This window comes from Tolypothrix campylonemoides VB511288_2 (assembly GCF_045999855.1).
In the GTDB taxonomy this organism is placed as follows: Bacteria; Cyanobacteriota; Cyanobacteriia; order Cyanobacteriales; family Nostocaceae; genus Scytonema; species Scytonema bouteillei_A.
In genome coordinates, this window is the sequence record NZ_JBFPMW010000006.1 from 63,504 (window position 1) to 85,828 (window position 22,325).

12 protein-coding genes are annotated in these 22,325 nt (G+C 45.4%); 1 reads left to right on the forward strand and 11 read right to left on the reverse strand.

All coding sequences use genetic code 11. The features are described from left to right. Nucleotides 1-48: 48 nt before the first annotated feature. The 6 genes from AB0756_RS19450 to AB0756_RS19475 form a co-directional block, all read right to left on the reverse strand. Nucleotides 49-960 carry a DUF928 domain-containing protein gene (locus AB0756_RS19450; protein WP_167844802.1) on the reverse strand — a complete coding sequence of 304 codons (912 nt, stop codon included), beginning with the start codon at nucleotides 958-960 and terminating at the stop codon, nucleotides 49-51. 367 nt (nucleotides 961-1,327) lie between these two features. Then, the gene (locus AB0756_RS19455; RefSeq protein ID WP_038073365.1) at nucleotides 1,328-3,901 is read right to left on the reverse strand and encodes a CHAT domain-containing protein; all 2,574 of its coding nucleotides are present in this window, start codon (nucleotides 3,899-3,901) and stop codon (nucleotides 1,328-1,330) included. A gap of 157 nt (nucleotides 3,902-4,058) precedes the next feature. Continuing rightward, on the reverse strand, nucleotides 4,059-6,545 hold the full coding sequence (locus AB0756_RS19460; RefSeq protein WP_408104000.1) for a two-partner secretion domain-containing protein: 2,487 nt from the start codon (nucleotides 6,543-6,545) through the stop codon (nucleotides 4,059-4,061). Between the two features lie 76 nt (nucleotides 6,546-6,621). Further along, entirely contained in the window at nucleotides 6,622-9,099 is a 2,478-nt protein-coding gene (locus AB0756_RS19465) for a beta strand repeat-containing protein (protein ID WP_038073371.1), read from the reverse strand. A gap of 75 nt (nucleotides 9,100-9,174) precedes the next feature. Further along, nucleotides 9,175-11,649 carry a two-partner secretion domain-containing protein gene (locus AB0756_RS19470; RefSeq protein ID WP_408104001.1) on the reverse strand — a complete coding sequence of 825 codons (2,475 nt, stop codon included), beginning with the start codon at nucleotides 11,647-11,649 and terminating at the stop codon, nucleotides 9,175-9,177. 75 nt (nucleotides 11,650-11,724) lie between these two features. Next, a complete protein-coding gene (locus AB0756_RS19475; RefSeq protein WP_137986556.1) occupies nucleotides 11,725-14,229 on the reverse strand; it encodes a two-partner secretion domain-containing protein in 2,505 nt (834 codons plus the stop codon). Between the two features lie 157 nt (nucleotides 14,230-14,386). Between AB0756_RS19475 and AB0756_RS19480 the strand changes: the two genes are divergently transcribed. Continuing rightward, the gene (locus AB0756_RS19480) at nucleotides 14,387-15,379 is read left to right on the forward strand and encodes a methyltransferase domain-containing protein (protein ID WP_038073377.1); all 993 of its coding nucleotides are present in this window, start codon (nucleotides 14,387-14,389) and stop codon (nucleotides 15,377-15,379) included. A 49-nt stretch (nucleotides 15,380-15,428) separates the two neighbouring features. Here AB0756_RS19480 and AB0756_RS19485 read toward each other — a convergent pair whose 3' ends face one another. The 5 genes from AB0756_RS19485 to AB0756_RS19505 form a co-directional block, all read right to left on the reverse strand. Continuing rightward, nucleotides 15,429-17,024, reverse strand: coding sequence for an iron uptake porin (locus AB0756_RS19485; RefSeq protein ID WP_038073380.1), 1,596 nt, complete (start codon nucleotides 17,022-17,024; stop codon nucleotides 15,429-15,431). Nucleotides 17,025-17,129: 105 nt separating this feature from the next. Beyond that, entirely contained in the window at nucleotides 17,130-18,530 is a 1,401-nt protein-coding gene (locus tag AB0756_RS19490; protein WP_038073383.1) for a sugar porter family MFS transporter, read from the reverse strand. 154 nt (nucleotides 18,531-18,684) lie between these two features. After that, nucleotides 18,685-19,683 (reverse strand): ABC transporter permease subunit, encoded by a 999-nt coding sequence (locus AB0756_RS19495; RefSeq protein WP_038073386.1) that lies wholly within the window; start codon nucleotides 19,681-19,683, stop codon nucleotides 18,685-18,687. Further along, nucleotides 19,680-21,233, reverse strand: a complete 1,554-nt coding sequence (locus AB0756_RS19500) for a sugar ABC transporter ATP-binding protein (protein ID WP_038073581.1) — start codon at nucleotides 21,231-21,233, stop codon at nucleotides 19,680-19,682. The genes AB0756_RS19495 and AB0756_RS19500 overlap by 4 nt, the downstream gene beginning before the upstream one ends. A 55-nt stretch (nucleotides 21,234-21,288) precedes the next feature. Further along, nucleotides 21,289-22,311: an ABC transporter substrate-binding protein gene (locus tag AB0756_RS19505; protein WP_038073389.1), complete on the reverse strand. Its 1,023-nt coding sequence runs from the start codon at nucleotides 22,309-22,311 to the stop codon at nucleotides 21,289-21,291. Between the last annotated feature and the right edge of the window lie 14 nt (nucleotides 22,312-22,325).

Below are 22,325 nucleotides of genomic sequence, written 5' to 3' on the forward strand. Positions count from 1 at the left end.
TCAGCAGTTGGCATTGGTAAAGCTTAACTTCACCAACACCTGTATAAGTTAGTCAATAATAACGGGAACTGTCGCAATTTCCTTTAAGCTAACCGAGGAAAGAAGTTCTGCCCATTGCTTGGCAAGGGTTCCATTCGCAGGTTGGGCAGTGTGTAGAGTAGCAAGTGTTGCTATACAGTCATACCAAACACCGTTTTTCCCAAAAGCAGCAGCCTGCTTGAAAGCATCTTTTTGTTGCATTGCAGTTGCTAACTCAACGTTAGGTTGAATACGTTGTATCCAACCATCGACATAAGGTGTACTTGGGCTGAGTTGTCCATCCACTTTAAGTGCCAAGAACCATTGGTAATTTTTTCCAACGGCTAAAGCAGGTGCGTGAACTGGCAATTTAACAGCAATGACTCCAATTTTTCCAGCCACTGGAATAGTCATCTGATACTGCGTATTGCCAGCTTCATCTTTCAGGCTGAATACAGCTTCTTCTGCATTAGAAGGAGGCAAATAAACCAAAATTGTAGGGCGTTCGGACACCGTTGTGCCATAAAAAGTTTGGGGTAACAGAGCGATGAGTGCTGCTGGGGTTTCTGCCTCTATCAAAGGATTTACGTTAGAATTTCCAACACGAGAAGCCCCTCCCGTTGCTTGTTTGGGAGCCCCATTTCCAGACACGGGAGTAAAGAGATTGCCACGAGAAGCCCCTCCCGTTGCTTGTTTGGGAGCCCCATTTCCAGACACGGGAGTAAAGAGATTGCCACGAGAAGCCCCTCCCGTTGCTTGTCTGGGAGCGCCATTTCCAGACACGGGAGTAAAGAGATTGCCACGAGAAGCCCCTCCTGTTGCTTGTCTGGGAGCGCCATTGTTAGGGGGTGGTGTAAATGTGATAGCACGGGCGCTCGTCCATGCATTGCTAGCGATTAGAGCAATAATGCTTAATACACTAATCAAATACCAAGATTTCACTATTTTCTACCTCGTTTTTTGTTTGTAATAAAAGATACGTTAAAATTGAATGATGAGTCAGACCCTCACCTCATTCCGAAGCAGAGCCTCGAAGTACCTTCACCTTGGGCCCCGCCTTTTGTGATTTGCTACGAGAGCCAGAATCTCATACTCTATATTCCCAGCTAGAGGAGGGGAACAAGAAACATGAGAGTACTAGATGGAAGGTCTTAAACCCCATTCGCGATTGATTAACCCTTAAAAAATCAGGGAGCTTGCAATCTACCAAAATTAATGTGGCAGATTATTAGCAGTATAAACTACCCTTAACTAAAACTCCATAAAAAATGTCTTTATTTTTTCAAATTAACTCAGTAATTGTACGTATTTAAGACCAATTGCCAACTAAAACGAAAGCAGACCAAAAGAACGGATCGAAGAAATCAGTTTGGCGAATTAAATCCATTTGTGCTTGGCGTAATGCCTCAGCTTTGGAGATTCTGGGTTGTTTGAGTCGATCGTAGAAGCGAGTCATGAGCATGGCAGCTGCTTTATCTTTGACAGGCCATAGGGTTGCAATGGTTGAGCGGGCACCAGATTTGACAGCCAAACCCGCAATTCCAAGGACGGCGCGATCGTCTCCTGTTGCTGTATCACAAGCGCTTAACACTAATAACTCAATAATTTTCGATGAATTGCTACCCTGATTTTTTAAAAGTTCTGACAGATCTTTAATATTGATTTGTCCATCCCAAGTCACTAAGTATGTATTTTCAAGGCGAGAGCTAAACTGTGCATGAGTTGCTAAGTGGACAACATCAGCGTTACTAGATCTCATCCGAGCGGCAAGAGCTTGGCTGGTAAACTCTTGATTCAACAAAACGGAAGATGGTACAGCCTTTGAAATATGTTTGAGTTCCAATTCCACATCAGGTAAAGCACTAAAACCAGCGCGAGATTGGCTGATACCGCCTACGAGGGCTTTGATGTTTTGAAACTGGAGCGATCGCGCCGCCATCAATTGCAATCCTGGCGAGATTGCAACAGCATACTTTTCAATGAGGTACTGTTTGCCATCATACAAAGCTGCTATTGGAATATTCCGTAATTGACCATCTAAAACAAACACTAATGTTTTCGTCTCCTGAAGGGCTCGATCCACTTCCAACGGTTTAATCAACCAATCATAAACTTGTTGGGATAACCGCTTCCGCTCTTGGGAATCTGAGACTGGATTGAAAAAAAGTAATAATTTACTTATAGTTTGTTCAATTTCTGCTTGAGATTTGTGAATGACATAATAACGAAGTGGTTGTCCGGCATTTGAGAGAATCAGTGCTAGCCGATCGGATAAGATAATGGGATAAACGATTGTGGCTGTAGGGTCAACCCGGTCAATTTGCTGGACTTTATCTAAACACGCTTCCCTGAAGTAGTTATCAAGTTCTGCAAGTTGGAGAGACTCAATCAATTCACGGGCTTGTACTAGTGCTGCTTGACTCGGTTGTCCATCTAGGAGTAAACCAACTAGTTCTCGGTATACGGGCTCCACACTTTTGCGGAAAGAGAACTGGACATCAGCGTTGACAGCAACCAAATCTCCCCGCAATGCTTTGAGTGCTCTCACCGCTTCGGTATAGGCGCTAATTGCTTGAATTCGTTCGCCTTGTTGCTTGTGTAATTGTCCTACCTGCCAAGCTGATTGAGCAATGATATCTTCAGCTTGGAGTTGACGAGCAATATTGAGGGATTGTTGAGCGAGTTGCTTTGCTTCTGACCACTGCTGCATCTGACGATAGAGTTGACCCCATTGATGCAGTGCATAAGCTTCTGCGCGAGCATCTTGAATCTGGCGTGCAGATTGAACTGTGGCCGCCATGAGTTGCGCCTGGTCTTTAAGTGGTAAAATTTGGGAAGGGCTTTCACCCCCGTTGAGGGTAGCAACAAAATTGATAGCAGCGTAAAGAGAACTGTGACTGGTGGGAAGTGTCTGAAATTGTTGTAACAGTTGAGGTGCAAGTGGGGCTGCAAGCTCGGGTTTATTGTGGTTGAGGAAAAGTTTAAAACGAGCTAAACTTGCTTGCAACCGATCGCCTGGGTTGGTAGCGACTTGTTCTGCCTGTTCAAAATAATCCAGTGCTGCGTTAGGATCTTGCAAGTCTACAGCATTTTTTCCCAAGCTTAGAAGGATAGAACTTAAGTGGGGTTTGGCTTCTATTTTGCGAGCAATCTCTAAACTTTCCTCCAAAACCTCTTGACTTTTAAGATCGCCGATCGTTTGCAGGGTTAAGCCAAGGGAGCGCAACCCACTGACTTTGATTTCAGAATTTGGCATCGCTTTAAGCTTTTGGGAGATCGCCTCTAATTGCTGTTTGGAGCGACGGTAAAATCCTAAACTTTGTAAAGCTTGTGCTTGATTGATCTGGCTCCCCAAGCTTCCCATCGTATCGCCTGCTTGCTCGTAAAATTTTTGAGCTTGTTGCCAAGTTTCAAGAGCAATTTCGGCTTTGCCAACGTGCAGTTGCAAATTGGCTTGAGTGTTGAGTGCTTGCGCCCAGAGAATTGCATCAGCAGGAGGTGTAGCTGCTTGCAACAGTTTTAGGCTTTGCTCAATAGATTGGCGGGCGGCTTCCCACTGATTGAGTTCTTGTTGTGCTAATGAGAGGTAACTCAAGCTGAGAGCAACGTTAAGGCGATCGCCTTGAATATTGTACTGCTGTGCAGCTGTTTGCCAAGCTGTCAGTGCTTCTGCAAAGCGTCCCAAGCGGTAGAAGTTCCTTCCTTGTTCTAGCAAGTTACTGGGCTGGGAAAACGATGCGGAAATAAGTGATGGCGCATTAAAGTTAGAGGTTGTTAATACTGGTAACGATGCTTTTGCAGGCATAATGGTGACTGCCAAACACAAGCTCAAAGTGCTTAGACTGATATATAGCCAACGATACCGTTTCATTTGGAAAAGCATAAGTCATTCACGAGATTGAGTTTGAATAATTTGTGCTATTGTCATCCTTTTGATGCAACTTAATGGAACAGAGGTGGCTTTCATCAATTGTTTTCCCATACTTGTACATAGTTATGATTCCCTAAATGGAATAACTTTTAACACGAGCTTTTATGTACTAGTGTTGTTTGACAATATCAGCGCAGGTTAGCAATTGTTGTTCGCCACCGAGAGATGGCGGTGCAATTAACTCCAACTCTCCTTTGGTATTGCGATGCCAAGTTGTGGCTTCTACAAGCAGTTCTGGAGATAGGGGCGTTTGGACAACAACGTCACGAGTTTTTTGGTAAGCAGACAAATCGCGTGTATCATCCCAGGTGCGATCGCTTATTGCTTGTTGATTGGGATTTTGCGGTATGCCACCGCGTCCTGTTGCCACAAAGCGATTGCTTTGAGAACCCGCACAACCTGTGGCAATTTGCTGAGATGGATCGACTACGTTTGCTGGCAGTTCTACGACAGCAGTGTTTGGAGCAATACCGATGGTATTAATTTGCACTGTACCGCTCACCCCAGATTGGGAACTCGCAGTGATATCATTCTCAGGAGTCAGTTGGGAACGGAACTTCAATCCAAAAATTCCTTGTGTGGTAATTTGGATATTGCCGCCTCTACCTTGTATGGCATTAGCAACAATATCGCTGTTGTTGAAACCGACAACCACCGGAGCGTTTATCGCGATATTGCCACCATCTCCAGTTCCCTTTGCTTCCACAGAAATTTTGCTATTCCCGTCAATCAGCAACAGTTGTCGAGCATTCAGAAGTAGGTTGCCGCCGGTTCCAGATTGCGTCGCGGCGGAAATCCCTCCTCGATTGTTCAGGACAATCGAATCTGCATAAATCTCGAAATTCCCTGCATTGCCCGTACCGTCATTTCTGACCCCCACCTCAGATCCATCCTTAACGCGCAGTTGTGGCGTCACCAGGACTACACCTCCAGCATTTCCATTGGGAATTTCGGGTAGGTTATAAGTTGCACGGGTGACAGGATCGATAGATTCGAGGCGTATTGCACTAGAACCAATGCTGCTGTGGACAAAATTATTTGGTGATGCACCGTTTACGTCAATAAAGTCTGAGGCGATAATCTTGACATTGCCAGCATTTCCTATCGCGCTAGTCAAAGAAGAAACCAAGCCGCCATCTCTAACTGTGAGTTGTGCCGTAGAAATGCTTAGATTACCCGCACTACCATATCCTATTGTTGATGAAGCTACAAAGGTAGGGAGAAATGTAATGTTATTAATTCCAGAAACATCGATCGAGTCTGAGGCATCAATCTGCACATCGCCACTATCGGCAGTTGAGCTAGTAAGTGACCCAATACCAGCGCCGTTAGCAACCATGAGTTTTTGGGTTGAAACAGTGACATTTCCTGCTTTTCCCGAACCAGCTGAGGTTGTGGCAATTGATGTACTTTCTAAAGGATTGACAGGGTTAAGTCCATTTGCTGAGATAAACTCGACAGCCCTCACCAGGATATTCCCACCCTGCCCCGAACTAACGCTTTGAGTTGCGATTTGGGCTCCACCTCGTAGCAAGAGTTGTCTGGTCAAAACGCTAATATCTCCGCCCTTCCCCAAACCAAGAGCGCTGCTTGCCACTTGGCTGCGTATAGTTCCTTGTGGGTTTGTGCCTTCAAGACTGAACAACTCAGTGGCATGAATCGCAATCCGATCTGATGAGCGAGAACCGAGATTTTGAGTGGTCACAGCCGAACCTTCCACAATGCTGATATTTCTGCCATGCATTTGAATTGCACTACTTCCAAATCCCAACCCAGAGACTTGTGCTTGCTCACTCAAGTGGAGATCGCTCAGTCCTTCCCCAACGTTGGAGTAATCAAATGCCCACCCAACAGATGCTTCTTGAAGGTTAACTTGTCCCGAGCGAACGCTGCCAAGTTCAATAGAGCCATCTACGGTTTTTAAAATGCCTCCCGCTAAATCAATGCCATTTCCCAGCAAAGCGAGTGTCTTTCCAGGCATCACCCCTATGCCTGATGAACTTTCCGAAAGGGAAGGGCTGGCATTTTGAACGGAGATGGCACCTGAGTTTGGACCAAACTGCAAGCCTATGGGTACGCTTACCGTTAGTATGGGGGGTGTCATCGCCTCAGTTGCCTTCAACTCCACACCATCAGCAAATTGAATGCTCGTTGCCGTTGTACCAATGAATGAGCCGCTAATATTGAGTTTTGCATTTGCTCCAAAAACAATTCCACTGGGATTGATTAAAAACAGACTTACGGGACGATTGCCGTTGATGGTCTCAATTAAACCGTCAATCTGAGAAATACTGCCAGAGGTGACGCGACTGAAGATGGTGGAAATGTTGGGCGTATTGGCTAAATCAAAGGTGGCTGAACCACCTGTGGGAACGGAAAATTGACGAAAGCTGTGAAACAGGTTGCTGCCTGTAGCACTGCCGTTAGTGATAATGAAGCGATCGCCGCTTTGGGAAACACTGGTGTTGAGAGTACCATCAGAACTGACTTGAGCGTTAACATATCTAATGTCGGGGAACATTATCCCCAATGGTAATAGCACCCCAGTTGTTATTATTCTCTTGACGCAACTCAATCGAACAGAGGCAGCTTTCATCAGTTAATTTTTCTTAATACTTGTACATAGTTATGATTCCCTAAATGAAGTAACTTTTAACACGAGCTTTTGCGTGCTAATGTTGTTTGACAATGTCAGCGCAGGTCAGCAATGGTTGTTTGGGAGCAAGAGATGGCGGTGCAACTAACTCAATTTTTCCTTCGGCGTTGCGATGCCAGGAAGTCGCTTCGACGAGAACCGCCGGTAATGGGGGAATTTGGGCTGTCACCTCACGAGTTTGGCGGTAAGCAGACAAATCGCGTATATCATCCCAAGTGCGATCGCTGCTTAGTTGTTGATTGGGATTTTGCGGTATGCCACCGCGTCCTGTTGCCACAAAGCGACTGCTTTGAGAACCCGCACAGCCACTTGCAATTTGTTGAGAGGGATCGACTACGTTTGCTGGCAATTCTACAACAGCAATATTTGGAGTGATGCCGATGGTATTAATTTGAACCGTACCGCTTACCCCAGATTGGGAACTGGCGGTGATGTCATTCTCAGAAGTTAATTGGGGACGGAACTTCAATCCAAAAATTCCCTGTGTGGTAATTTGGATATTGCCGCCTCTGCCTTGTATGGCATTTGCAATAATATCGCTGTTGTTGTAACCGACAACGACGGGAGTGTTCATCGAGATATTGCCACCATCACCAGCCCCCTTTGCTTCCACAGAAATTTTGCTATTCCCATCGATAAGCAACAGTTGTCGAGCATTCAGAAGTAGGTTGCCACCGTTTCCAGATTGGGTGGCGGCGGAAATTGCTCCTCGATTGTTCAGGACAATCGAATCTGCATAAATCTCGAAATTCCCTGCGTGGCCCGTACCATCATTTTTTACTCCTACCTCGGCTCGATCCGTAATATGCAATTGTGGCGTTATGAGGACTACACCTCCAGCATTCCCATTGGGAATTTCGGGTAGGTTATAAATTTTACGGGTAACAGGATCGAGGCGGAGTGCATTAGAACCAATGCTGCTAGTGAGAAAGCTGTGCGACGATGCACCATTTACGTCAATAAACTCTGATGCTGTAATCTTAACGTTACCAGCATTTCCTATTGCGCCAGTCGAAGAAGAAACTAAACCTCCTTCTCTAACGATAAGTCGCGCCGTTGAGATCGTCAGACTACCTGCATTCCCATATCCTATTGTTGATGAAGCTACAATGCTAGGGAGAAATGTAATGTTGTTAATTCCAGAAACATCGATCGAGTCTGAAGCATCAATTTGGACAGCCCCACTATCGCCAGTTGTGAAAGTAGTCGATCCAATAGTAGCGCCGTTAGCAACTATGAGTTTTTGGGTTGAAAGAGCCACATTTCCTGCTTTTCCAGAACCAGCTGAGTTTGTCAAAATTGATGTACTTGCTGAAGGATTGATAGGGTTAAATCCACTCGCTAAGATTGACTCGGAGACCTTCACTACGATATTCCCACCCTGCCCCGAACTAACGCTTTGAGTCGTGATTTGGGCTCCACCTCGTAGCAAGAGTTGTCCGGTCGAGATTGTAATATCTCCTCCCTTCCCCAAACCAAGAGCGCTGCTTGCCACTTGGTTGCGTATAGTTCCTTGTGGGTTTGTGCCTTCAAGACTGAACAATTCAGTAGCATGAATCGCAATCCGGTCAGATGAGAGAGAACCGAGATTTTGAGTAGTCACAGCCGAACCTTCCACAATGCTGATATTTCTGCCATGCATTTGGATTGCACTACTTCCAAATCCCAACCCAGAGACTTGTGCTTGCCTACTCAAGTGGATGTCGCTCAGTTCCTCCCCAACGTTAGAGTAATCAAATGCCCACCCAAGGGATACTTCCTGAAGATCAACTTGTCCCGAGCGAACGCTGCCAAGTTCAATGGAGCCATCCACGGTTTTTAAAATGCCTCCTGCTAAGTCAATGCCATTTCCCAGCAAAGCGAGTGTCTTTCCAGCCATCACCCCTATGCCTGGTGAAGTTTCCGAGGGAGAATGGCTCGTGTTTTGAACGGAGATGGCACCTGAGTTTGGACCAAACTGCAAGCCGATGGGTACGCTCAGCGTCAGCAGGGGAGGTACCATTGCCTCAGTGGCTTTCAACTCTACGCCATCGGCAAATTTAATGCTACTTGCCGTTGTACCAATGAATGAGCCGCCAATATTGAGTTTTGCATTCGCTCCAAAAATAATTCCACTAGGATTGATTAAAAACAGACTCACGGGATGATTGCTGTTAATGGTCTCAATTAAGCCATCAATCTGAGAAATACTGCCAGAGGTGACGCGACTGAAGATGGTGGAAATGTTGGGCGTATTGGCTAAATCAAAGGTGGCTGAACCACCTGTGGGAACGGAAAATTGACGAAAGCTGTGAAACAGGTTGCTGCCTGTAGCAGTGCCGTTAGTGATAATGAAGCGATCGCCATTTTGAGAAACACTGGTGTTGAGAGTACCATCAGAACTAACTTGAGCTTTGGCGCATCCAAGATCGAAGAGCATTATCCCCAATGGTAATAGCACCCCAGTTGTTATTATTCTCTTGACCAAACCCAATCGAACAGAGGCAGCTTTCATCAGTTAATTTTTTCCGTACCTGTGTATGGCTAGAGTTCCCCAAATGGAATAACTTTTAACACGAGCTTTTGCGTGCTAGTGTTGTTTGACAATATCAGCGCAGGTTAGCAATTGTTGTTTGGGAGCGAGAGATGGCGGTGCAATTAACTCCAACTCGCCTTTGGCATTGCGATGCCAGGAAGTCGCTTCAACGAGAACCTCCGGTAACGGGGGAGTTTGGGCTGTCACCTTATTTGTTTGTCGGTAAGCAGACAAATCGCGTGTATCATCCCAAGTGCGCTCTCCTACTGTTTGCATAATGGGGCTTTGCGGTATACCACCGCGTCCTGTTGCCACAAAGCGATTGCTTTGAGAACCCGCACAACCTGTGGCAATTTGCTGAGATGGATCGACTACGTTTGCTGGCAGTTCTACGACAGCAGTGTTTGGAGCAATACCGATGGTATTAATTTGCACTGTACCGCTCACCCCAGATTGGGAACTCGCAGTGATATCATTCTCAGGAGTCAGTTGGGAACGGAACTTCAATCCAAAAATTCCTTGTGTGGTAATTTGGATATTGCCGCCTCTACCTTGTATGGCATTAGCAACAATATCGCTGTTGTTGAAACCGACAACCACCGGAGCGTTTATCGCGATATTGCCACCATCTCCAGTTCCCTTTGCTTCCACAGAAATTTTGCTATTCCCGTCAATCAGCAACAATTGTTGAGCATTCAGAAGTAAGTTGCCGCCGTTTCCAGATTGGGTGGCGGCAGAAATTGCTCCTCGATTGTTTAGGACAACTGAATCTGCATAGATCTCTAAATTCCCTGCATTGCCCGTACCGTCATTTCTGACCCCCACCTCGGCTCGATCCTTAACGCGCAGTTGTGGCGTTATGAGGAATACACCTCCAGCATTCCCTTTGGGCAATTCCGTTAGGTTATAAGTTGTACGGGTGATAGGATGAAAGCGTACTGCATTAGAACCAATGCTGCTAGTGAGAAAGCCATCCGGTGAAGCACCGTTTATATCAATAAACTCTGATGCTACGATTTTGACATGACCGGCATTTCCTGTTGCGCTAGTCAAAGAAGAAATTAAGCTGCCATCTCTAACTGTGAGTCGCGCTGTTGAAATCGTCAGATTACCGGCATTTCCACGTACTACTGTTAATGATGCCACAAAGGTAGGAAGAAATGTAATGTTGTTAATTCCAACAACATCTATCGAGTCTGAGGCATTAATCTGGACATCGCCACTATCGGCAGTTGTGCCAGTAAGTGACCCAATAGCAGCGCCGTTAGCAACTATGAGTTTTTGGGTTGAAAGAGCCACATTTCCTGCTTTTCCCGAACCAAGTGTGCCTGTCAGAATTGATGTACTTTCTAAAGGATTGACAGGGTTAAGTCCATTTGCTGAGATAAACTCGGCAGCCCTCACCACGATATTCCCACCCTGCCCCGAACTCGAGTTTTGAGCAAGGATTTGGGCCCCATCCCGCAGTAAGAGTTGTCCGGTTGAGATTGTAATATCTCCTCCCTTCCCCATGCCAATAGTGCTGCTTGTCACTTGGCTGCGTTTTCCTTGTGGATTTGTGCCTTCAAGACTGAACAACTCAGTGGCATGAATCGCAATTCGATCTGATGAAAAACTACCTTGATTTTGAGTAGTCACAGTTGAACCTTCCACAATGCTGATATTTCTGCCATGCATTTGGATTGTACTACTTCCAAATCCAAAGCCCGATACTTTTGCCTGCTCGCTCAAGTAGATATCGCTCAGTCCTTCCCCAACACCGGCATAATCAAATGCCCACCCAACAGATGCTTCTTGAAGGTTAATTTGTCCCGAGCGAACACTTCTAAGTTCAATCAAACCATCTACGGTTTTTAAAATGCCTCCTGCTAAATCAATGCCATTTCCCAGCAAAGCGAGTGTCTTTCCAGGCATCGGGGTGATGCCTGGTGAAGTTTCCGAAAGGGAAGGGCTGGCATTTTGAACGGAGATGGCACCTGAGTTTGGACCAAACTGCAAGCCAATGGGTACGCTCACCGTCAGCATAGGAGGTGCCATTGCCTCAGTGGCTTTCAACTCCATGCCATCGGCAAATTTAATGCTACTTGCCGTTGTACCAATGAATGAGCCGCCAATATTGAGTTTTGCATTCGCTCCAAAAATAATTCCACTAGGATTGATTAAAAACAGACTCACGGGATGATTGCTGTTAATGGTCTCAATTAAGCCATCAATCTGAGAAATACTGCCAGAGGTGACGCGACTGAAGATGGTGGAAATGTTGGGCGTATTGGCTAAATCAAAGGTGGCTGAACCACCTGTGGGAACGGAAAATTGACGAAAGCTGTGAAACAGGTTGCTGCCTGTAGCACTGCCGTTAGTGATAATGAAGCGATCGCCGCTTTGGGAAACACTGGTGTTGAGAGTACCATCAGAACTGACTTGAGCGTTAACATATCTAATGTCGGGGAACATTATCCCCAATGGTAATAGCACCCCAGTTGTTATTATTCTCTTGACGCAACTCAATCGAACAGAGGTAACTTTCATCAGTTAATTTTTTCCGTACCTGTGTATGGTTAGAGTTCCCCAAATAGAATGGCTTTTAACACGAGCTTTTATGTACTAGTGTTGTTTGACAATATCAGCACAGGTCAGCAATTTTTGTGTGTGAGTGAGAGATGGCGGTGCAATTAACTCCAACTCTCCGTTGGCATTGCGATGCCAAGTTGTAGCTTCTACAAGCAGTTCTGGAAATAGGGGCGTTTGGAGAGCAACATCAGTTGTTTTTCGGTAAGCAGACAGATCGCGTGTATCATCCCAAGTGCGATCGCTGCTTAGTTGTTGATTGGGATTTTGCGGTATACCACCACGTCCTGTTGCCACAAAGCGACTGCTTTGAGAACCTGCACAATCTGTGGCAATTTGCTGAGATGGATCGACTACGTTTGCTGGCAATTCTACGACAGCAGTATTTGGAGCGATGCCGATGGTATTAATTTGAACTGTACCGCTCAATCCAAATTCGGAACTGGCGGTGATGTCACTTTCAGAAGTCAGTTGGGGACGAAACTTTAGCCCCAGTAATCCTTGAGTGGTGACTAGAATGTTGCCACCGCGTCCGCGTACAGCATTGGCAACAATATCACTATTTTCTTTAGGAACTGCCACAATAAAAGGAGCATTGAGCGTAATATTGCCCCCGTTACCTCCTTCCCTTGCTTCTGCTGAAAGTTTGCTGTTACCACGCATGAGTAAAGTTTTTTGAACATTGAGAAGTAGATTTCCGCCATTGCCAAATTGCGTAGCAGCAGTAATCGTACCTTGCTTTGTGAGAATGACCCGATCTGCATTAATCTCAAGATTACCTGCATTGCCTGTACCATCATTTCTAACTGCTACATTTCCTCGATCTGAAACTCGCAATTCCGGTGTTGTCAGTATAACTGTACCCGCATTTCCACTGAGGGGAGTTGTGATATTAAGCAAAGCCCGAGTCTTTGAACTCAAAATAAGTCCGTAAGCCCCAAGGCTACTTGTCACGTTGCCACTTGGTGCTGCACCGCGTACCTCAATCGAGTCTGAGGCTATGACGCTCAGGTTACCAGCATTACCCGCACCAAGAGTCAAAGAGCCAAAAGTACCCCCATTGTCCACAGTCAATTTTGCAGTTGTGACGATCGCGTTACCAGCATTGCCAGTACCGAATGTTGATGAGCCTACACTACTGAGTACGGAGGTCACAGCATTGTTCCCAACAAGGTTAATTGAATCGGAAACATTAAGGTAAAGATCGCCACCGTTCCCCGAGCCATATGTATATGTTTGAATACTAGCGCTGTTAGTCACGCTCAGTTTTTGGGTTAGTAGATGAATATCTCCTGTTTTACCGGAACCTAAGGAGCCTGACGAAATTGTTGAAGAAGTAAAAAAGTCTGAAGAAAACCCATTACTCTGGATAAACTCAGATGCATGGATAATAACATCACCGCTTGTACCCGATCTTAAAGTACTACTAGTAATTTGTCCGCCATTCTGAAGTTGTAGTTGTCGGGTAGAGACAGATATGTCTGCTCCTTTACCTGTATTCAAAGTTATACTTGCTAAATAGCTTGTTTCGGCAATTTTCAAAGATTCCGTTGCATTGACCTGAATCCGATCCTGTGCTAGCGAACCTAGGTTTTGAGTGCCCACAAATGAGTTACCTGAGATGGCAATATTTTTAGCCTGGAGTTGAATTTTACTGCTACCGAAACCAGTACCATCTAGCAGCGATCGCTGAGTCAACTGGATGTCGTTCCAGTTTTCTACATTAGAAAAATCAAATGTCCAACCCTGTGTGGTTTGGTTCAGACCAACACTTCCTAACTCAACACTACCGAGTTCAATAGATCCGTTGGTAGCACCGAGAACACCACCGGAAAAGTCAATTTTATTACCTAGCAACGCCAGTGTTTTACCAGGATTTACCCTTAATCCAGACGGATTCTGCGCGGGGTCATAAGCGAGAACAAAACTACCAACTTTCAAACGATGACCTAAATTTTTCACCGCGATCGGTCCTGCGTCTTGCCCAAATTGTAAACCAATGGGGACGCTAATTGTTAACAAAGGAGATGCTGAGGGATTAACAGCACTAAACTGTGTATTATCGGCAAACTTAATACTATTGGCAGTTGTTCCTAAAAAAGAACCACCAATATTTAATTCAGCACCGGGACCGAAAAAGATACCAGATGGATTCAGCAAGAACAGATTGGTAGCACCATTTACCCGAATTAATCCATCAATATTAGAAGCATGACCCCCTGTAACACGACTGAAAATGTTCTGTACATCACTAGTATTGTCAAAAATTGCAGTTCCTCCTGTAGGAACTGAAAACTGAGCGAAACTATGAAATAAATTATTGCCTACCCTGTTGCCATTGGTGATGGTGAAATGATTGTTGCCAGTTTGAGAAACAGTGGTATTGAGAGTGCCATCAGCACTCACTTGGGCGTTGGCACAACCGAGGTTCGTGAGTGTTATCCCTAATAGTAACAACATCCCACCTGTCAAAATCCCATTAACTATATCTAACCAAGCAGAGGTAGCTGCCATCACTGAATTTCCATCCGTATCCACCACAGTTAGAGTTCCCTAGATAGAATGGCTTGTAACAATTTCAGCGTTTATTTGAAAAAAACTGCTTGTTCGGTTCCGAATCAATGACTAAGAGCAATTTAAGATTCTTCTAGTTGAGCAATAGGATAAAATTGTAAATAAATATTAAGATGTTATTTCCATGAATTGGTTTTTTTCTACGCTGGGAGTTCTTCTTGCATTACTGATGGTCTTGCTCGCGTTGTATCTAATAACTGCAAGACGTTATCAATCATCTAAATCCGTAGCCAATTCCTATGACCAATGGACTGAAGACGGTATTCTGGAGTTTTACTGGGGCGAACACATCCACTTAGGTCATTATGGTTCACCCCCACAAAGGAAGGATTTTCTAGCTGCTAAATCTGACTTTGTGCATGAAATGGTACGTTGGGGAGGTTTAGACAAATTACCCCCCGGTACTACCGTCTTAGATGTTGGCTGTGGAATTGGGGGTAGCAGTCGCATTTTGGCACGGGATTACGGATTTGCAGTCACAGGTATTACTATCAGTCCCCAACAAGTCCAACGCGCCCAGCAGTTAACTTCTCAGGAACTTGACGTCAAGTTTCTTGTGGATGATGCCATGGCACTTTCTTTCCCAGATGCTAGTTTTGATGTCGTTTGGTCGATTGAAGCCGGACCGCATATGCCAAATAAAGCTATTTTTGCCAGAGAGTTGATGCGGGTGCTAAAACCGGGTGGAATTATGGTTTTAGCTGACTGGAATCAAAGAGACGATCGCCAAAACCCGCTCAATTTTTGGGAGAAACCAGTCATGAAACAACTTCTAGATCAGTGGTCTCATCCAGCTTTTTCCAGCATTGAAGGCTTTTCCGAGCTTTTAGTAGCGACGGGATTGGTCGAGGGGGAAGTGATGACAGCAGACTGGACGGTACAAACACTTCCTTCTTGGCTGGATTCTATTTGGCAAGGAGTGGCTCGCCCAGAGGGATTGGTACGTTTTGGTTTATCTGGTTTCATAAAATCTCTGCGCGAAGTACCTACCTTGCTTCTGATGCGGCTTGCATTTGGCGCGGGGCTCTGCCGATTCGGGATGTTCCGCGCTATCCGTGCTAATTCGTTGCCACGATCGACAGAGCAAACAGTTGCGATGAAAACATCTCGAGTTTGATAAAGCAAAAGCCAGGGTGAAAACCCTGATTTAGGTTAGCTTAAGCAACTTAAAAATCAAAGGTTGTGCGAATCACACCCACATATTGAGTATCATTGTCGCTGTTATTTTCTGGGTTAATAACTACCCAGAAACCGGGAGTGACTGAGATATTGGTATTTAAACGCCAGCGGTAGAACGCTTCAACGTGGTAAGCGCGATCGCTATCTTTACGAACATCGCTGTTAGAAACGTGTGGTGGTAACCCAAAGAGGATTCCTGGAAGGTTACCTTTCCCTCCGACATCTGGAAAGGACATACCAATTGCCCCATACCAAGCATTGGCATTGTCACCACTTCTTACAAAAAGTGAATCGGTTCCGCCGGTGCCATTGGAAATATCGCTGAACCCCGAGTTTTTCGCATTTGCCCAGATATATCCGCCCCAAGCGTGGATCTGAAAATGGGGCGAAAAGCGATAGTATCCTTGCGCCCCAACTATGTTGTTGGAAGTTGCTATGTTGTTTCCAAAGGGCGCATTTGCCAAGACACTACCCGTTCCACCTATAAGACTGACTGTTCTACTGGGGTTGTACCCGTGAGAGTAAGCAACACCAACCGCACCTTGTTTGCCATAATAGACTAAGTGGGCGAGCGCATTGTATCCACCGTTAAATAACCCATTTTTGTCAGATGGAACATTGGGATTGTTCGCCAAATAGCCTAGTGTCAGAGTTAAGTCTTTAGTGAGCTTCCAGTTAACGGCTGCACCACCACCACCCCGTCGGAAGACAGGATTGTATTGACCAAATAGCGATGGGACACCGTTACCATCATCTGCGATCGTGGCAGGAGTGACTGTGTCCGTTATATCTGTATAGCCTATACCTGTGGGTCCAACTACAAAAGAAAGAGAGTCACTAACCGGGAAGTAATAACGAACGTGAGGAATGCTCAGGTCATTGTTACTATCAGTGTCAAAATTCAAGCGCGTCATGCCCGTACCCGTGGCTGAGGCAATTTGACTTGTACCATTAGAATTTAAGAAGTTGCCAAATTCCAGACGAACTCGTAATAAATCTTTGCCCGTAAAACTGCTTTCAAAGTTAAGACGACCCCGATCTGCAAAATAGGCTTCCGAGCGATCGCCATTACCACCTACACTATTACCAAAAGTATCGCTGATAGCAGTAATAATTTGGGCATTTAATTTGGTCGTTGTGGAAAACTGTTGTGCTTCTAGTGTTGCCGTGCGTGCTTCAAGTACATCTACCCGCCCGCGTAAAGTCGTTAGTTCTGTCGTAAATTCTGTTTGCAACTTTTGCAGCACTGCCAGATCTTCCTTCCTCACTAGTTCGCTCGTACTGGTTGCAAGTAATTCAGAAATCCTGTTCATGCAAGTATTTAACCCGGCTGCAAACTCATAACGACTGAGAGCACGGTTACCGCGATAAGTGGAGTTAGGGTAACCTGCAATGCAACCGTAGCGTTCAACTAGCGATTGCAATGCTTGAAAAGCCCAATCAGTTGGTTTGACATCGGAAAGTTCGGAAACAGAAGTGACTTGTCCTTGCAAGTTTTTAGAATTCTCTTCTGGAGGTGCTGCCCAGACAGCAGGGCATATTAACAGCATAAACGGAAAACTATATAAAAAAAATTTCAACATAAAACGTCCTAATTTATATTAGTTAAAAACAAACTATGCGCTGAAATGTAAAATCTCCTATACCCAACTTCTTAAAGAAGTTGGGTATCTTGCAACTCTTATAAATTACATACTTTCTAACTCAATGCCCTTGGTTTCCTTAATAAAGAAGAGAACGAAAAACAATGATATAGCTGCTGCAGTTGTATACAGACCATAGGCAGCACCCAACCCAAAGTATTGCAATATGGGAGGAAATGTTGTGGAAACAACGAAATTGGCAACCCATTGCATGGCAGCCGCAATGGACAGTGCAGCTGCTCGAATCTTGTTATTAAACATTTCTCCTAACAGCACCCAAACAACTGGACCCCAGGAAAAACCAAAGCAAAAGACATACAGGTTCGCTGCTATGAGAGCTATAGTCCCTGCTGAACCAGTGAGAGTGGGGTTACCCGCAGGATCTACTTGAGCATTTCCAAAAATGACAGCCATTGTTCCTAATGTTACTGTCATACCAAGTGAGCCCAGAACTAGCAAGGGCTTGCGGCCGAATTTATCTACAAATGCGATCGCAATGAGTGTCGTCAGAATATTTACAGCTCCGGTGATCACCGTGATGGTAAGGGAATTTTTTTCCGAAAAACCAACTGCCCGCCACAGAATACTGCTATAATAAAAGATTACATTAATACCAACAAATTGCTGGAATACAGACAAACCTATTCCTATCCAAACAATAGGCAGGAGTCTGCCGCTTCTTCCAAAAAGGTCAGAAAATTGAGGCTCCCGTTCTCGAAGAACTGTTTGCCGAATTTCCTCGATTTTGGCAAATACGTTACCGCCCAAAATTTTCGTCAAAACGTTAGCAGCTTCTGGTTCCCTTCCTTGAGCAACCAAGTACCGAGGAGATTCGGGAATCGTTAAAGCAGCCATACCATAAAGGATGGCAGGAGGAATTTCTGTCCAAAACATCCAGCGCCAAGCGGCAATTCCAAACAAAAACGGCGATTCAGCTGAACCTGCGGATACGGCAATAAAGTAATCGCATAACAGTGATATAAAAATACCGACGACAATCGCCAGTTGTTGGAGAGAGCCCAACCTTCCCCGCAAATGGGTGGGAGAACACTCTGCAATGTAAGCGGGTGCGATCGCACTAGCAATACCGACTGCAACTCCACCCACTGTGCGCCAAAAGGTAAAATCCCATATACCTACGGGAAGCCCAGAGCCAATAGCACTGATGGTAAACAAGATTGAAGCAACTATCATTGCTTTGACTCGACCATAGCGATCGGCAATTTTCCCTGCATAAAAGGCTCCTATTGCAGAACCTAACAATGCTAAGGATACTGCCAAACCAGTCTCTATACTGCTAGCGTTGAAAGTTTTGGTCAGAGCCGCAACAGCACCATTAATGACAGCAGTATCAAAACCGAATAAAAAGCCGCCGAGGGCAGCAGCACCAGCAATCAGAATAACGTAATACGTGTTTGCTTTACGACGAGTCGTAGTTGAGGACATGGTTGTATCTAGTAAATAGGGGGATGGAGAGAATTGGGGTTAGACTTGAGAAGCCGATCGCTGGTAAGTCCAGCGCTACAGGCAGCTTTTCCGCGCCTTAGTGACTGGCGAACGAACCCGAAGAGTACCAGTCACTGATGACTGTTTGCTGTTACTATCGTCTCGAACGTCTGCGGAGGCGATCGATCATCACCGCCACAATAATTACCAGTCCTTTGACAACAAGTTGCCAGAAGTAAGACATGTTCAACAAGGTTAAACCGTTGTTGAGAACAGCAATGATTAATGCACCTAAAAGAGTTCCGCCAATGGTGCCAATACCACCTGTAAAACTAGTGCCACCTAAAATAACAGCAGCGATCGCATCTAACTCGTAACCTTGACCTAACATACCAGTGGCACTATAAAGACGGCTGGCACTCATGATTCCTGCCAAACCTGCTAGCAACCCACTCACACCGTAAACAAATAGCAACACTCTGTTAACTTTAATACCTGTCAGTCTTGCTGCTCGTTCGTTACCACCAACAGCATAGATTTGTACTCCCAAAACAGTTTGTCGCAGGACAAACCAACTTGCAGCTACAGTTAACAGGGCAATAATAACCAGCCAGGGAAGGGGACCGACGTAGTTATTACCAACCCAAGCAAAATTTATGTCACGATTAATTACCGTTGTACCGTTGGCAACCAAAAAGGCAGCACCCCGTAAAGCAGTTAGCGAACCCAAGGTGACAATAAAAGGTGGTACATCTAAAAAGGTGATGAGAGCACCGTTAACTAAACCTAAAAGCAATCCTGTGAGCAACCCAGCAGGTACCGCCGCCCAACCTAAAGCAGGAAGTAGCGATACTAACACTGCAACTACAGCCGAAACAGCCAATATTGACCCAACGGAAAGGTCAATACCTCCTGTCAGAATCACAAACGTCATTCCTGTTGCCAGCACAATATTAATTGATGCCTGACGCAAGATATTGACAACATTACCGACTGTCAGGAAGTTCGGAGAAACGACTGTAAATAAGATGCAAATCAGTAATAAAATTGGCAGAATTCCTGCAACCTCAAGCAGGGTGTTAATCGGTTTGCGCTTGCGCGATGTTGAATTCTTGCCCACCTTATTATCAACAGGTCTTAAGGTTTGACTCATGATGCTAGTACCTCCGATGCTCCAGTTGCATAGTGCATAATGTTTTCTTGGGTAATTTCTTTCCCAGGGCTACCATCAAGTTCGCCCACTAACTTTCCTTCCCGCATCACTAAGACGCGATCGCTCATCCCGACAATCTCCGGTAGTTCGCTCGAAACCATTAAAATAGCCACGCCCTGTGCTGCTAACTCGCTCATAATTCGGTAAATTTCGCTTTTGGCACCGATATCGACACCACGTGTCGGTTCGTCTAACATGATGACTCTCGGTTTAATAGCTAACCACCGCGCTAGCAAAAGCTTCTGCTGATTGCCACCAGAAAGATCCACTGCTCTGATTTCCAAATTAGCGAGCCGGATATTAAAGTTTTCTACTGCTTCTGTTGCCAACCTGTTGACTGAACCCCAGTTAACAACACCAGCTTTTGCATCCTCCTGCAGCGTGTTGAGGGCAATATTTTTGCGGGAACTCATTTCCAGAAATAAACCCTGGTCTTTGCGGTCTTCCGGGACGTAACCAATTCCGGCTGCAATAGCGTCGCTTGGGTTGTGAATCTCCAATTTGTTACCGTTTAGGAAAACTTCACCACTGACTTTAGGATCGGCACCAAAAATGAGCCGAGACACTTCCGTGCGCCCCGCACCAACTAACCCTGCTAATCCGAGAATTTCTCCAGCACGAATTTTAAAGCTAGCTGGTTCAATCTTGCGTCCGTCACTAATATTTCTAACTTCTAGCACGACTGCACCGGGATTGGTTTGCCGTTGATGCTCGTAAAAGTCTTGCATGGAGCGACCCACCATCATCTGCACCAATCGCTGTGGAGAAATTTCATCCCGTGTCAAACTGCCAATGTATTGACCATCGCGCAGGACGCTAATTCGGTCAGCTAGGGCATATATTTCTTCCATGCGGTGACTGATGTAGATAATCGCAATGCCGTCATTCCGCAATTTGCGAACAATCTCAAACAAACGCTCTGTTTCGCGATCCGACAGTGCTGCTGTTGGCTCATCCATCACTAAAATGCGGCTTTTGTCCTTCAACGCCCGTGCAATTTCTACCTGTTGCTGTTCGGCGATAGACAAAGTACCAACTACGTCGCGGGCTGCAAAGCTGGCTCCCAAACTTTCCAGCACTTGCTGTGCTTCTAGTTGCATACCTTTGCGGTCTAAAAACTGACCCTTCCGCAACTCGCTACCCATAAAAATATTTTCAGCGACGGTTAAGTTGGGTGCAACATTCAGTTCTTGATAAATGAGATTAATACCCGACTTACGTGCTGTACCCGGATCTGTAATTTTGACGGGTTGACCGTTGATGCGAATTTCTCCTTCATCAGCGATGTAAGCCCCAGCTAGAATTTTCATCAAGGTGCTTTTACCCGCCCCGTTCTCACCCATAAGAGCGTGAACTTCTCCCGGATAAATCGTGAGATTCACGTTTTGAAGAGCAGGTACACCATTAAATCGTTTTGTAATCCCTTGCATTTCCAATACAGGGGTGGTGGTTGATGCTTGGGGAAACAAGGTTTCAGTATTTGTTGTCATGAGCAGACCTTGCAAAAACAAGTTACATAATTTTTACCGAAAATCCCAAATGGTCTTACCAGCCCTTGTAGCTGCTGACGTTCTCTCGCGTAACGAGCTTGACTGGAATTAAAATGTTGGGATTGCTGGGTTTTTTGCCATGTAGGATGTTGTTGCCAACCTCAACCGCTTTTTGAGTCATCCCTCTTGGATCTTGAGTTGCAGTTGCAGCATATAGACTGTTTTTAGATGCGATCGCTTCGATCGCTTCTGGCGCACCATCAACTCCAACAATGAAAAAGTCTTTGCGTTTTGCTTGACTGGCTGCGAGATCTACGCCAACACCGCTCGGATCGTTAATAGCAAAGACAGCATCAATCTTGGGGAAGGTTGTTAGCAAATCGCTCATCACTCTCAGCCCTCCATCCCTGCTTCCTTCGGCGTTCTGATCTTTTGAGAGGACTTTCATACCGGGGTATTTAGACAAGACCTTTTCGCAACCATTGACCCGATCGATCACTGAGGCGACTGGAGGACCGTTGACGATGACCACATTACCTTTGCCTTTGAGGCGATCGACAATGTATTGGCAACCAACTTCTCCGGCTTGTACATTATTGGTAGTCACTGTGGCATCCACTTCTCCACTAATGGCTGTATCCACTGCAATCACGATCTTGCCTGCTTGTCTTGCTTTCTCAACTGCTGGTGTAATTCCTTTACTATCAGCAGCATTCAAGATAATGATGTCAGTATCAGCAGCAACGAAATTTTCGATTTGGTTGGTTTGCTGGTTCAAATCGTAGCCACTGGATACTACAGTCACTTTGACATCATTACCTCCGATTTTCTTCGCTTCTTTCTCCGCACCTTTCCCCATAAGAACAAAGAAGGGGTTACTTAAATCACCAAGAGTGACGCCAACAGCTCGTAATTTTGCATCTCCACTATCTTGGCTTTTTATACTGACATTGGTAGCAGTGTTGGTATCGGTGTTAGTAGAGGTGTTATCGTTTGGAGAAGTATTTGTGCAGCCAACAATAGCACCACTGATGATACTTAATACACTAGCGACAGTTGCAATCCTTTTCACATTCATTTTGCTCCTCAAGT

What these genes read in the sequence shown, in the direction of transcription:
- AB0756_RS19455 (WP_038073365.1), bottom strand. Translation starts at nt 3,901, where the DNA reads ATGCTTTTCCAAATGAAACGGTATCGTTGGCTATATATCAGTCTAAGC.
- AB0756_RS19460 (WP_408104000.1), bottom strand. Translation starts at nt 6,545, where the DNA reads ATGAAAGCTGCCTCTGTTCGATTGAGTTGCGTCAAGAGAATAATAACA.
- AB0756_RS19465 (WP_038073371.1), bottom strand. Translation starts at nt 9,099, where the DNA reads ATGAAAGCTGCCTCTGTTCGATTGGGTTTGGTCAAGAGAATAATAACA.
- AB0756_RS19470 (WP_408104001.1), bottom strand. Translation starts at nt 11,649, where the DNA reads ATGAAAGTTACCTCTGTTCGATTGAGTTGCGTCAAGAGAATAATAACA.
- AB0756_RS19480 (WP_038073377.1), top strand. Translation starts at nt 14,387, where the DNA reads ATGAATTGGTTTTTTTCTACGCTGGGAGTTCTTCTTGCATTACTGATG.
- AB0756_RS19485 (WP_038073380.1), bottom strand. Translation starts at nt 17,024, where the DNA reads ATGTTGAAATTTTTTTTATATAGTTTTCCGTTTATGCTGTTAATATGC.
- AB0756_RS19490 (WP_038073383.1), bottom strand. Translation starts at nt 18,530, where the DNA reads ATGTCCTCAACTACGACTCGTCGTAAAGCAAACACGTATTACGTTATT.
- AB0756_RS19495 (WP_038073386.1), bottom strand. Translation starts at nt 19,683, where the DNA reads ATGAGTCAAACCTTAAGACCTGTTGATAATAAGGTGGGCAAGAATTCA.
- AB0756_RS19500 (WP_038073581.1), bottom strand. Translation starts at nt 21,233, where the DNA reads ATGACAACAAATACTGAAACCTTGTTTCCCCAAGCATCAACCACCACC.
- AB0756_RS19505 (WP_038073389.1), bottom strand. Translation starts at nt 22,311, where the DNA reads ATGAATGTGAAAAGGATTGCAACTGTCGCTAGTGTATTAAGTATCATC.